The sequence below is a fragment of the Bifidobacterium pullorum subsp. saeculare genome (assembly GCF_016899725.1).
GTDB lineage: Bacteria > Actinomycetota > Actinomycetes > Actinomycetales > Bifidobacteriaceae > Bifidobacterium > Bifidobacterium pullorum_C.
Genome location: NZ_JACLYU010000003.1, coordinates 71,561 through 84,367 on the forward strand (window position 1 = coordinate 71,561; position 12,807 = coordinate 84,367).

The 12,807-nt window shown below is 66.0% G+C and carries 11 protein-coding genes, 1 tRNA gene and 2 pseudogenes; 1 reads left to right on the top strand and 13 read right to left on the bottom strand.

Going from position 1 to position 12,807, the window contains the following annotated elements; all coding sequences use genetic code 11:
* Window positions 1–18: 18 nt before the first annotated feature.
* Window positions 19–396, top strand: coding sequence for a hypothetical protein (locus H7U32_RS02875; protein WP_204467907.1), 378 nt, complete (start codon window positions 19–21; stop codon window positions 394–396).
* Window positions 397–608: 212 nt separating this feature from the next.
* On the opposite strand, the gene H7U32_RS11770 is transcribed toward H7U32_RS02875, so the two are convergent.
* The 13 genes and pseudogenes from H7U32_RS11770 to H7U32_RS02935 all read right to left on the bottom strand — a co-directional run bounded on the left by H7U32_RS11770 (window position 609) and on the right by H7U32_RS02935 (window position 12,772).
* Window positions 609–689: a hypothetical protein gene (locus H7U32_RS11770; RefSeq protein ID WP_369122465.1), complete on the bottom strand. Its 81-nt coding sequence runs from the start codon at window positions 687–689 to the stop codon at window positions 609–611.
* Window positions 686–1,402 (bottom strand): hypothetical protein, encoded by a 717-nt coding sequence (locus H7U32_RS02885; protein WP_204467910.1) that lies wholly within the window; start codon window positions 1,400–1,402, stop codon window positions 686–688. Before H7U32_RS02885 ends, H7U32_RS11770 begins: the two co-directional genes overlap by 4 nt.
* Window positions 1,403–1,543: 141 nt before the next feature.
* Window positions 1,544–1,738 carry a hypothetical protein gene (locus tag H7U32_RS02890; RefSeq protein WP_204467912.1) on the bottom strand — a complete coding sequence of 65 codons (195 nt, stop codon included), beginning with the start codon at window positions 1,736–1,738 and terminating at the stop codon, window positions 1,544–1,546.
* Between the two features lie 120 nt (window positions 1,739–1,858).
* Entirely contained in the window at window positions 1,859–2,581 is a 723-nt protein-coding gene (locus tag H7U32_RS02895) for an HAD hydrolase-like protein (protein ID WP_204467914.1), read from the bottom strand.
* Window positions 2,582–2,628: 47 nt separating this feature from the next.
* Entirely contained in the window at window positions 2,629–2,973 is a 345-nt protein-coding gene (locus H7U32_RS02900) for an RNA polymerase-binding protein RbpA (protein WP_204467915.1), read from the bottom strand.
* A gap of 96 nt (window positions 2,974–3,069) precedes the next feature.
* On the bottom strand, window positions 3,070–5,727 hold the full coding sequence (locus H7U32_RS02905; protein WP_204467917.1) for a DEAD/DEAH box helicase: 2,658 nt from the start codon (window positions 5,725–5,727) through the stop codon (window positions 3,070–3,072).
* 104 nt (window positions 5,728–5,831) lie between these two features.
* Entirely contained in the window at window positions 5,832–6,152 is a 321-nt protein-coding gene (locus H7U32_RS02910) for a hypothetical protein (RefSeq protein ID WP_204467918.1), read from the bottom strand.
* Window positions 6,153–6,162: 10 nt separating this feature from the next.
* Window positions 6,163–7,236 (bottom strand): annotated as a pseudogene (locus H7U32_RS12560) (helix-turn-helix transcriptional regulator); the annotation flags it as partial.
* A gap of 66 nt (window positions 7,237–7,302) precedes the next feature.
* Window positions 7,303–8,064 (bottom strand): annotated as a pseudogene (locus H7U32_RS12565) (helix-turn-helix transcriptional regulator); the annotation flags it as partial.
* Between the two features lie 235 nt (window positions 8,065–8,299).
* On the bottom strand, window positions 8,300–9,775 hold the full coding sequence (locus tag H7U32_RS02920; RefSeq protein WP_204467922.1) for a UTP--glucose-1-phosphate uridylyltransferase: 1,476 nt from the start codon (window positions 9,773–9,775) through the stop codon (window positions 8,300–8,302).
* A gap of 238 nt (window positions 9,776–10,013) precedes the next feature.
* A complete protein-coding gene (locus tag H7U32_RS02925) occupies window positions 10,014–11,240 on the bottom strand; it encodes a zinc ribbon domain-containing protein (protein WP_204467924.1) in 1,227 nt (408 codons plus the stop codon).
* 33 nt (window positions 11,241–11,273) lie between these two features.
* On the bottom strand, window positions 11,274–12,119 hold the full coding sequence (locus H7U32_RS02930; RefSeq protein ID WP_204467925.1) for a hypothetical protein: 846 nt from the start codon (window positions 12,117–12,119) through the stop codon (window positions 11,274–11,276).
* Between the two features lie 579 nt (window positions 12,120–12,698).
* A tRNA-Pro gene (locus H7U32_RS02935) sits at window positions 12,699–12,772 on the bottom strand.
* Between the last annotated feature and the right edge of the window lie 35 nt (window positions 12,773–12,807).

Consider the following 12,807-nt stretch of genomic DNA (forward strand, 5'->3'; position numbering starts at 1 on the left):
ACTCGAAAGGAAAACCGTATGGACGTCGTATTGCCGGTGGTGCTGTGGTGCTCGGGACTGGTTGTGGCGCTGACGGTGATGGCCATCGCCGTGGCCAGCAGCGATCTGACGGCCAAGGACCGCCATCATCCGTCCGTCAAACCGGTGCCGTGGGCGGTGGCCTATGCGCATCTGGCGTCGTTGCTCCTGTTCGGAGCCGGCTACATGGTGCTCATCCTCGGGATCGATGGTTACCACGGCGCGTGGAAGGCGTTCTACGAGGCGGCGCTGTGGCCGTCCATCGTGGCCACCTTCGTGCTGGTGCTGGCGCAGGTGGCGTTGCTGTACCTGCAGTCACGGCGCGCGATGCTCTCGCAAATGGACGAGATCCTCAAAGCCGCGGGCTCCCGTAGATGATGTAAATGATGACGGAGGCCGATGACAGAGACCGGGGTCGCGGCGCCATTGCCGATGCGGGGGACGGTGTTCGGTGAACTTAACGCCACTAATCTGACATAACGTACATTATCGGCATAAGATATCAGTGCCTCACGAAATACATGGACGGGACCGAGAAACACTCTTCCCGGTCCCGTCCCGTATCTATCTCAAACCAATATCTGGGGCATTCAGTCGGTCTGCTGACGACGGCGGATTACCCAGCAAGCTCCACTGGCCATGGCGAGCGTAATCACAGTCGCGACGATCACAGTCGTGTCCGCGCCGGTCCGTGCCAATCCTGTCTCGACATCATCGGCGTTCCGGGTGCGGGAGTCCGCCAGCGTGCCGGACAGGTTCGTCGCGTCGCCGGTCTTGTCGGCGGTCTTCTTCGCCTTCTCCGCCTCCTTAAGCTTCCGATCGGCTTCCTGCTTCGCCTTCGCCGCCTGGTCGGCGCGGCCCTTCGCCTCCTTCTCCGGATGATCTTCGAGTCGGCGTCGGCCTGGGCTTGTTCGACGGCCGCATCAGCCTCCTGGGCGGCCTCATGGGCGGCCTGGATTTTGGCAGGGTCGTTCGCGTCGCCGGCGAGCCGCTGCGCCTCCTCCAGCTTCTCCTTGGCGGTCTGCGCCGCATCGGCCGCGTCTTGCGCCTGCGTCTGCGCATCCTGGTTGATTCTGTCGGCATGTTCCATGTTGACCTGCGCCTGCGCCTGGTTGGCGCCAAGCTGTCCGTGGCTGATCTGGTCGTTCTGCTCCTGCAACTCGTCCTTGGCCTGCTGAGCGGCATCCTTGTCCTGCTGAGCCTGGTCCCTGTCCTGCCGCGCCTGGTCGACCTGCTGCTGGGCCTGCGACTGCTCCGTCTTGGCGGCGTCGAGATTCTGAGCGGCCGCGTCCACGTTGGCCTGGGCCATGGCGGGCATGGCCGCGCCCATGAGGGTTGCCGTGGCGGCGAGCGTGCCTATGGTGATTTTCGTCGGCTTGTTCATCGGTTTCTCTAGCCTTCCCTGAATCTGACACTGGGAATGGCACCCCCGGAGGAGTGCGCCACATGCTCCGCTGCATGTGCCCTTGTCCCCTACCTTATCCATGCAATCCAAAGCAAGGTCCCCGTGGGTTAATTTGATTCGTCAGCGGGGCAAAGTCAGAAAACTGGCTGCCAGCAGCCCGAACACCACAATCAGCAGCACGTCGCACGCCAGCAGAACACACCACACGATGCGGGCGCGCCCTCGCTCGGTACGCGCCATATGAATCAACGGCCAGAGGAATATCAGCGTGCACGCGAGGATGGCGGGGCTGGTGATCCAAGCCAGGAACAGCAAGTCACTCAGTCCTAGGGTTTCGGGGGCATGGCTCACCTGTTTGGGTGGTGCAGCCTCCGTCCATATTCATATGGCGCCCCCTCCGCGCATAAGGCCAGATGGGTCAGGGAACCGGAGCCGTCAGTGTGCGAAATACTCGTCCACGGCGTCGGCCAGATCGCACACCGCCGGGATGATGCGGTACGCGCCGTGCGCCTTGAGCTCGCCGGGTTCGGCATAGCCCCAGCCGCAGCCCAGGCAGTCCAAACCGCAGGCCAAAGCGCCGTCGGCATCGGTCCAGCGGTCGCCGACCATGAGCGCCCGGTCGCCGGCCGCGGCGTCGAAGCCGATGTGCTCGAAGCAGTACCGGATGACCTGGTCCTTGTCGAGGCGCGAGTTGTCCTGGCTGGCGCCGTACACGCCGTCGACCAGCGGCGTCACGCCGAAGCGTTCGCAGATCGGCACGGCCTGATACTCGGGCTTGCAGGTGGCCACATACAGCGCGTAGCCTTCGGCGCGCAGGCGGCGCACCTGCTCGGGGATGCCGTCGAAGAGCGTGTTGACGAACCGCCCGGGAACCTTCTGCCCGGGGTTGTTCGGATCGTCGAAGATGTTCTCCTGCGCGTAGAAACGCCGGTAGGTGTCCACGGCCTCGTTTTCGCGGTCCTTGGGCATATGGTTGCGGCGGAAGGATTCGATGATGGCGGGGCCGATGAACCGATGCAGCTCGGCGTCATCGGGGACGGCCATGCCCAGCGCCTGATAGGTCTTGGTGACGGAGGCGATGATGCCGGGCGCGGAATCGGTGAGCGTGCCGTCGAGGTCGAGCAGGACGACGTTGCGCGGATGCGTGGGCGCGGTCATGGCTGAAGTGCTCCTTGTCGTTGCGGTCGTTGCGTCGGTGGCCGGAATCACTCGTAGTCCGGGACCCAGCCCTCGCGGTGCATCTTGAGGCGCTTCTCGAGCAGCTCCTCGAGCTCGGGGATGCTGCGGCGCTCCAGCAGCATGTCCCAATGGGTGCGGGTGGGCTTGGTGATCTCGTTGGCCTGGGCGTCGTCGCCCTCGCGGTGCGCGGTGGCGCCGCAGCGGCATTCCCAGGTGTCCGGGATCTCCGCGCCCTCGGCGAACGGCAGGATGGTGCGGTGCCCCTTGGGGCACACGTAGGCGGTTTCCTCACGGGCCGCGAAGTCCACGTTCGCGTCCGATTCCAGCGACTTCGCGCCGATGCTCATGCCCCTGAGGCTGCGTTCTGCCATGGTTATGCGCTCCTTATGCTTGTTGTGCTTCGTCCACGGTATCCAACCGCGCGGACGTGCCGGATATTCCCGCTGTGCTCCTGCCAGGCCTACGGCTCAGTCGACGCCGGAGTAGGACACCACTCCCCTGTTGACCAAGTCTGCGGCCTCGCGCGCACGGTCGGCCAGGTCACCGCGATCCTCGCCCAGGTACGGGCCGGCGACGGCGACCTGCTGGAGCACGTCCGCCAGCCGCTTGGCGTTGCGCACGAAGTCGCCGCCGGTGAGCTCGGTGCCTTTGAGCACGGCGGCCAGGCTTTCGCCGTCGGCCCAGTCGTAGATCACGTCGACGATGCCGAAGTCGAGCCGGGGCAGCTCGTCGAGGCCCTCGTCCTCGCACAGCGCGTCCACCTGCGCGTGGACGGCCTTGAGCTCGCCGGCCGCCGCGGCGATGGGGCCGCGGGAGCCGCCCGGATAGCGGCGGGGTTCTCCCCCGCCGCCACGCCGTGCCTCGTACACGAGCGCGGAGGCGACGGCCGCCAGCCCCGCGGGCGGCAACAGGTCGAAGACACCGGAGACGATGGCCTGGGCGAGCACCAGATCCTGTTCGCTGTACAGGCGGCGCAGCAGCTGGCCGCGTTCGGTGAGCGTCACATCCGGCTCGCCGGCGTCACCGGCCGCGCCGCGGGAACCGTCGAGGTGACCGCCGCGGGTGACGCCGGGCACGCCGTCGAGGTAGCCGAGCTCGCCGAGCACCGTGCAGATGCGGTCGAACTGGCGGGCGACGGATCCGGTACGCGAATCGTAGCGGTGCTCCACCCGCGTCAGCTCGCGCATCTCGCGCATCCAACGGTGGCCCCATTTGAGGTGGCGTTGGATGTCCGGGCAGTCGCGGCACGGATGCTCGCGGTCGGCCTCGCGCAGGCGGGCGATCTTGCGGTCCAGCGCGCGGAAGGCCTCGGACCGGGCCTTGTCGGAGCGGAACACGGTGTGCTTGAGCCGGTTGCGCTCCCCCTTCTCCGCCTCCGCGAGCTCCATGCGGATCTCCATGAGGCCGCGGAAGTCGCCGTGCTCGCAGTGGAAGTTGCGCTCGTATCCGGCGATGGCTTCCTTGAGCGAGTCCATCTGCGCCTCCAGCTGCCAGGCGGAGGCGTTGGCCTCCCACTGGGCGAAGGAATGGTCGAGCGTGGTGCGCGAGGTGGCCATGTCGCTGGAATCGAGCAGGTTGACGGCCATGTTGAACGTGGGCCTGAAGCTGGAATGCAGCGGGTACACGCGTTTGGACGAGAGCGCGGCGGCCGTGGCGGGCACGAACCCGCGGTGGTCCACCACCACTGCATGGCCGATGGTATCGATGCCGCGGCGGCCGGCGCGGCCGGTGAGCTGGGTGAACTCGCCCGGTGTGAGCGCCACATGGCCCGTGCCGTCGAATTTCTCGAGCTTCTCGACGACCACGCACCGGGCGGGCATGTTGATGCCCAGGGCCAGCGTCTCGGTGGCGAACACCACCTTGACCAGGCCCTCCTCGAACAGGCGTTCGACGATCTGCCGGAACAGGGCGACCATGCCGGCGTGATGCGCGGCGAAGCCTTCCTCCAGGGCGAAGCGGAAGCGTTGGAAGCCCAGGGCCTTGAGGTCCTCGGCGCTCATCTGCCCCTCGACCATCTCGTCGACGATGCGGCGGATGCGCGTCACCTCCGCGTCGCTGGTGAGCTCCAGCCCCGCGTCGAGGCACTGGTCGACGGCCTGGTCGCAGCCGTTGCGCGAGAAGATGAAGTAGATGCCGGGCAGCATGCCCAGGTAGTCGAGCTCGTCAACGACGGCCCACCGGCGCGGCAGGTGGCGCATCGGCTTGCGGTCGCGCCCGCCGCGGGAGGCTGGCTCGGGCCGTCCTCCCCTGCCGCGGCGACCCGAGCGCCGCTCGGGACGTTCCCCGGCGCGGCGGGCGGCCTGCCGGTCGAGCTGGTCAAGCCGGTTGACGAGCCCTGCGTTGAGCTGGAGCGTCTGATGGCCCTCGCCGTCGCGCCGGTACAGGTCAAGGAGCTCGGGCTCGGTGTGGTCGTCGGCCTGGACGAGCACATGCTGTTCCAGCGGCACCGGACGGTGTTCGGAGACGACAAGCCGGGTCTCGCCACGCACGGAGGCGATCCAGGCGGAGAAATCCTCGACGTTGGAGACCGTGGCGGACAGCGCCACGATCTTGACGCGCCTGGGCAGGTGGATGATGACCTCCTCCCAGACGGGGCCGCGGAATCGGTCGGCCAAATAGTGGACCTCGTCGAGGATGACGTAGCGCAGCGCGTCCAGCGTGGTGGAGTGCTCGTAGAGCATGTTGCGCAGCACCTCGGTGGTCATCACGACGATGTCCGCCTCGGAGTTGATCGAGGTGTCGCCGGTGAGCAGTCCCACGCGGTCGGCGCCGTAGGCCTCGACCAGGTCGTGGTACTTCTGGTTGCTCAGCGCTTTGATCGGCGTGGTGTAAAAGGCCTTGACGTTGCGCTGCTGGGCCAGATAGACCGCGAAGTCCGCGACGACGGTTTTGCCGGCGCCGGTGGGCGCGGCGACGAGCACGTTGCTGCCGGCCTCCAGCGCGTCGTTCGCCTCGGTCTGGAAATCGTCGAGGTCGAAGGGCAGGCTTTCGGCGAACCGGGCCGCCAGGGAGCGGTCGTGGACCTGCCGCTGGCGGAAGGCGGCGTAGCGGTCGGCCGCCGTCTGCGGCCGGTCCTGCGCCGCGTCGGTGCTGTCGGTGTGCTTCCTGCGATGGTGTCGTGCCATGGTGCGTCCGTAACGAGGTGTGGGAATTAACGGGATGTAGGAATTAACAGGATATGGGAATGGATGGATGGTCGGTCCGAGCGCGGGGGGCGCGGCCGTATGCGTCAGTCGTTGTTGAAGCGGCGCCAGCGAGCCCACCGCTCGGCGTGGCGCTCCCGCTTGGCGGCCTTGCGCGCGAGGACGGCGGCGTGGGCGTCGGCGTAGCGGTCGGTCGCGTCCGTGAGCGGCCGGGTGAAGAACGGCGCCTCGTCGGCGGCGCCGTCGGGCGAAGGCTGGCTGAGCTTGGCGACGCGCTCGCCCAGACAGCCGCCCACGTCGGACAGGGACTTGACACCGCGGAAGGCATGCAGCGCGGCGTAGGCGAGCCCGGCCACGAGCATGGCGAGCATGAACAGGGCGAGGACCAGCCAGACCCACCAAGGCATCGCGACCTCCTTACTTGCCTTCGCCGACGGACAGCTCGCGCTCGGCGCGGGCGACGATCATCGTGCGCAGCGTCTCCGGCGCCACGGCGGTGATGTGCCGGGCGTGGGCGATGCAGAAGGCCACGAACCAGGAGTCGGAGGAGACGGTGAGGCGGACCTTGTCGCCGTCGCCGAACGGCTCGACGGTGGCGTCGGGCAGGTTCTTGACGAACCGGAGGTCGTGGGAGTCGGTGATGAAGCAGGTGGCGGTGCCGTGGTCGAAGCTCCACGTGCGCAGCTCACCCACCGTCATCTCGGGGATGTCCAACGGTTTGACGGGCTGCACGGGCTCGGCTTTCTCGATGCGCGCCAGGCGTAGCACTTGCCACATGCGCGAGCGGCCGTTGGCGCGGGTACCGGTGGCGGCCTTGTCCACCAGATTGGCCTTGTCCTCGGGGGCGGCGTCGGCGACCAGCGTGTACATGGCCGCGTAGTATTCGCCCTCATCCACGTAGATGCGCACCGGGGCGACGAGCTTGCGGCGGAACGCGCCGGTGGAATCGGTGTAGGTCATGTCGAGCAGCTCGTGGCGGTCGATCGCACGCTTGACCACGCCGAAGCTGCGCGGCTCGAGCTCGTAGCCCGTCAGGCTTACCCACGGCGTCTGGCCGGGGCGCACATGCTGGTGGAGGCGGTGGTAGAGCGCCTCGGCCTGCTTGCGCTGGGCGGCGGGCAGCAGCGGCGAATGGGCCAGGTAGCTCACCGAGGCGGTGAGCATGCTCAGGTATTGCGGGGAGATGCCGGCGAGACGTTCCAATCCCAGCGAGTTCGTGGCGGAGACGATGCCCTCGGCGTCGAGCAGGGACCAGTCTATGTCGAAGAACTGGCTGCCGGCCATCTCGCCGTCGTCGGAGACGGTGGTCAGGGTGTTGATGTCCTTGTGGATCGTGGCGATGTGCTTGCGCCGCTCGTCCTCGGTCCTAGGCTCGCCGATGAAGCGGTCGGCCAGCTCCTCCATCGAGTATTCCTCGCCCATATGAGCGGAGAGGAACAGCATGAGCCGCAGGCGGCGGTCCACTTCGCTGCCGGTCTGGAAGGAGGAGGATTTCTTCGCCTTCTTCGCCTCAGAGGAGGCATCCTCTCCCCCGGCGGCGCCATCCGTGCCGGAGGGGGCGGTCTCGACAGGTTCGGCCGTCTCGGCGGGACGGAAGGCCTTGGCGGCGTTGAGACGACGGTTGAAGGCGTCGACCGCCTCCTGGGGGCTGACGATCATCGATCCCGGATGTTCGAGCACGAACATCGCCAGGTCGTCGGAATCGGTGTAGGCGACGTTGATGTGGTCGCCGTCGACATCCACGGTCGCGGCGAAACGGCGGGAGTCGATCTCCTTGACCAGTTCGTCCGGGATGGCCTGGGTGCCCAGGCCCGGAGCGATGGAGTCGAGGCCCAGGCCCGGCGCGGGCGTCTGCGGCACGCGCGGAGCGGTGCGTGAGATATGCGAGGCCTGCTCCTCCTGGCGCTCGTTCTCCTGGGAGATCGACATCGAGCGGGCCAGATAGTTGGCGGCGGCGAGCACCGGCATGTCCTCCGGCTCGAACACCATGCGGATGCGCGGCTCGTCGCCCAGCTGCAGACGGTAGGAGGCGAAGTCCTGCCCCTCAGACTTCGAGGAATACTCGGGCTGGCGCGATTCGATGGCGATGCCCATCGCGGCGAGCTTGGCGCGGTCACGTTGGAACTGCTTGGCGAACGCGGCCTTGGCGGCCTGGTCGGCGAGCTCGCCATAGGAGTCGGCGTAGGCCTTGACGCGCTGGGCGATCTGGCGTGAGGTCAGCCATTGGGGGAAGGCGGATGAGAGCACTGCGAGCACATCGAGCTCATGCTTGCCCCATTTGTCGGAAAACCGCCGCCGTCCGGTGCTGCCCTCTGCCATTAGTCCTCACGTATCGGTAGGTTTATGTTAAGCGTGCGGGCGATGAGCGCCCGTCTCTGCCTTCCTATATTAGCGGCTTTTGCGTCCGCTCCATGCGTTTTGCGTAAAAAAGGGCCTCGAATTGTCCAGCGGGCCTGCCTCGGCGTACTCCGGATCGCGTCGGATTCCTTGCGAAACGCCAAGTGGGGCGGCCCTTCGCGGGCCGCCCCACCAATGCCATGCCCGCCTGCGGGGCTCACACCCAGTCGTCGGGCTCCACGCCCTGCGGGCCCACGTATTCGCCGTTCGGCACATAACTTGGCTCGCCCTGGTCCTCGAGCACGGCGTCCGCGAACATGACCACATGCTGGCCGAAGGTCCAGTCGCCGTGGATGGTCACCGAGTTCGCCGCGGCCAGCGACGGCACCGAGTACGGGAAACGCTCGTTGAAGTCGTTGATGTTCTTGTAGTAGCGCGGGTCGAGGTCCACGTTCGGGAAGATGTAGTTGCCATCCTCCATCTCGTAGGAATCGGTCAGGTGGAAGCGGTCGGAACGCATGATGAACAGGTCGTTCGTCGTCTTGACCGGCAGGAAGCGCATGCGGTCCACCTGCACGCAGATCGCACCGTCGAACAGGCTCACGGCGGCGCCCATCGCGGTCTCCAGCTGCACCACCTTGGTGGTGCTCGGGTCGGTGGGGTCGACGGTCTTCATGTTGCGGATGACCGGCAGCGGCAGCACGCCGTCATGCTTCTCGAGCAGCTCCTTGAGCGCGTCGACGCGCACCCAGATGGAGTTCGTGTTGAAGTACGGATGCTTGGCGATGTCCTGCGCGGCGTCCTTATCGTCCGGATGGACCTGCGTCATCTCGCGCAGCATGAGCCGGCCGGTGGCCTTGTCGCGCACGATGTGGCCGCCCTTGCGGTCGGCGTAGGTGCGGGTGGCCACCTCCACCATGATGGGGGCGCCGGTGTTCTCGAAGTGCTGCGCCAGGGTGCGCGAGGGACGCGCGCCCAGGTTGTCCGAGTTGGAGATGAACAGGTATTCGAAGCCCTGTTCCTGGAGCTTGTCAAGCAGTCCGGACTCCCAGATGGTGGAGAACAGGTCGCCGTGCCCCGGCGGGCACCACTCCAGCTCCGGGTTGGCCGGGAAGCTCACCGGCTCGCCGGTGGCGGCGTCGAGCTTGGGCTCCTGGTGCTGGATGATCTCCATCGGGATGTCCTCCTGATGGAAGCGGCGGTTGCGGCGCAGCACGCGCATCGTGTCCTCGGAGGTGCGGAAGGAGTTCATCAACGTCAGCGGCAGCCGCACGCCCAGACGCGTGCGCGCGGTGAGCACCTGGCCGATGATGATGTCGATGAAGCGCATCTGCTTGGCCTTGTGCCGGCGCACCGGCAGCAGCGACTTCGCGCAGTCCAGGCCCATCGACGTGCCCAGGCCGCCGTTGAGCTTCAGGAACGCGGTCTTGGCGAAGGCGCCCACGGCCTTGTCATGGTCGATGGTCTGGTACACGTCGTGGAAGCTCGGCACATCGGTCAGCGGCTCCACATCCGCCTCGCGGATCCACTCCGAGGCGCTGTCCCCGCGCCACACGTCGTACAGGCGGCGGAACTGCCCGATGGCGGTCTCGCTCATGCCTGCCGCGCGCATCTTGGAGGCCGACGCCTCGAACGGATCGGCGTGGGCCTCCTCCCGTGCTGCGGTGGCATCGCCCGCATGCTGTTCGCTCATTACAACGTCTCCTTCTCGTCGAATCACATGATCCGCGACGCGCGCGGCAACCCTATCAGTCTAATACCGCGCCGCAGCCGCATGCTGGCCATGATGCTGCCGAAAGATGGAAATACGGTGAATTCCACATGACGCGCCGGTTGCCGCACACACGGTCCCGCCGCTGGGACGTGCGCGGCTCCATGTCGAACAGTTGCGAACGTCCATGCCAGCCGTTCGGTCATTGCGTGCCTGCCCGTCAGCTGGCGGTGCTGTTGCCGGGACGGAAGGAGTCCTCGGTCTGTTCGGTCAACGGTCCGCCTACGGAATCGGTCAGGTCCGCCGGCCACTGCAGATGCAGCGTGGCGATGGTGCCGGCATTCACGAATTTCTTGATGTAAATGCCCTTGCCGTTCTCGTAGTAGGACACCACCGCGAAATTCTCGCCATGCGTCTGGTAGGTGATGTCGCTATGGCCCGCTGCCATGGCGCTTTGCAGACTTTCCGGGGTCGCGCCGGAGGTGTTGTTCTCGCCGGAGACCGAGACGGTGATTCTTCCGCTGGTATCGGTGAACGACCGGCTGGCGCCGTCATCGGATTCCTTGCCCCACTTATAGCTGTCCGGAATCGCCACGCTATATCCGAACCGCGCATTGCGATAAGTGCGTAGACCGTCCACGCTTGGTGGCAGAGCTTGGTCATGCGCGGACTCCAACTTGCCTCTGGCATCGGCCGAGTCATCCGCATCCAGGGACTCGGCAGCGTGCTGCTCGGCGGCCACGGTCTTCTCGACGGACCGAGCGGTCTTGCTCAGCGTGGTCTTGGCCGTTCGAGCGGACTCCGCGCGCTTCGTGGCTTGGTCCGCCGCACGGAAGGTCTGCCAGATGAAAAGGACATTCGGACGGTCCGGAGACGTGAGGATGGCACGGGCTTCGTTGAGCTCGGTGCCAAGCCGGACCAGAGACTGGTCATCCGCGGACAGAATCCGCTCGGCCTCTTCGCGCGTGGACTGCGCCTGGCTCACGACTCGTTCCAAGGCAGCGATCTCGGCCTCGGCTTGGTCGGACGCGACGCTGTACCGATGGGCGCCGATCGCCGCGCCCACGGCATAGGCGCAGACTGCCACAGCGATCATTGCCGCGGCAACGATCGCCGCCACCATGCCGCGGCTTCGCCCTTTGGTCTGCGCCGTTGCCGCCTGGGGACTCTGCGCCTGCCAGTGAGGTTCGGCTGCCGGCGCCGCCACGGGAATTGACGGCGGCGTGACGGTCTCCTCCTGCCATGCCATGGCCGGCGTCGCAGCCGCGACTGTGGCCGGAGCTGTGACGGCCGGTTGCGTTTCGTCCGGGAGCAAGCGCTGGCCGCAGACCGCGCAGAACCTCCCCTCATCCTGCTGCGGCGCACCACAGTTAGGGCAGAACCGGATCGCCGGCCCCTCGGCTTTGCCTCCGCCCGGCATGGGCATCCCCTGATTCTGCGTCTCCATATTCCCGTCCTCCCTCTCGGCAATGCTTACGCATCAGTGTATCCTCGCCGGCTCTCGCCGATGATGACGGCGAAGCCGGATGCCGGCGGAAACGAGGTAGGCGACCACCGACACCACCGCGGCCGGAAGCAGCAGCATGGCGAACGCATCCCACTGCGGGTCGTGACCGTGCAACAGTTGCAGAATCACCGTCGTCTCCGTCACCAGCACCGCATCGCCGGCGATGCATGCAACCGGAATCCAATGTCCCGGCCCGTCCGTCGACCCGGCGACGGCGTTGACGATAAGCATCGCCACCGGCAGCAGCACCGTATGGGACAGCACGGTGGCGAAGCCCACATAGTCGACGCAATGGATGTAGGTCTCCAGCGCGAACAGGATGATGCATGCGATCCAGCATCCGGTCAGCGCGGGGCGGGCGGCCATCCAACGGGCCGGCCTGGCCAACGGCGTACGCAGCAGACGCCGGTATGTCGTGGCCGCCACCCTGCGGATCAGCAGCCTGCCGGCGAGGTAAGGCAGGAAGGCAGCAGCCGTGTACAGCGCCACGGTGAGCACAATCCGAAGGAATACGGTAGGCGCTTCCGCCGGCATCGCGTTGGGCGCTGCCAAGGCAAGGACCAGGAACATCGCCACGAGGGCAGTCGTGCCGGCAAGCGGAAAAGCGAGGCTGCCGGCCGCAGTCAATCCGACCAGCAGGGACGTCACCGCCAGCCCGATGGGCCACCAGAGCAGCGTCAGTCCGTCCCAGACCTGCTGCGAGGAGATACCGGCGACGCTCAGCGATGCGATGCCCAACGCCATCAGCGCATAGGCGGCGAACGATACCGCGCCGATGGTATGCGTGCGGTTCCATGTCAACCAGTCGCGGGTGGCCATGCCGGCTCCTTCCCTCGGCCCGTCGCGTCGTTGCGATGGATTCTCAATGATAACGGGGAATCTGTTCTCGCTTTGGAGCAACGCCTCAACTCCCCCACCGGATGACTCGCGTCTGATATCAGCTTCGCTTTCTCACCCAACCATGGCGATGTCGCCATTCCCAGGCGCAGGAATGGACAACAGGAAGGGGATTTACATCCGACATAACAGCCATGATTACAATGGGAGGCTTTTCGACACGCCTCGAATCCAGGGCGTGTCGAACCCAATCGTGACTGAGTCGTGACTGAATCGTGACTGGACGCCGTGTCGCGCCCCTCGAAAACAGATATGAAAAGAGCCCTAATCCCTTGCGGGAGTAGGGATCCGTGGTCGGGCCGGCGGGATTTGAGCCCGCGACCTGCGAATCCACAGTCAAAGACGTCGCCAAACTGCGCTCGGTTCAGAAATGCAAGAGATTCATGACCGTTTGTCCGGCTAATGGGGGCAGAGTGGAAAAACATCGTGACTAATCGTGACTGGAATCAAAAACCCCGGAATTCCACCGACCTCAAATCGTTGGAATTCCGGGGTTTCCGGTCGGGCCGGCGGGATTTGAACCCGCGACCCCTTGACCCCCAGTCAAGTGCGCTACCAAACTGCGCTACGGCCCGAACATTGCGTTTTGCAACAGTTGAATAACTTAGCA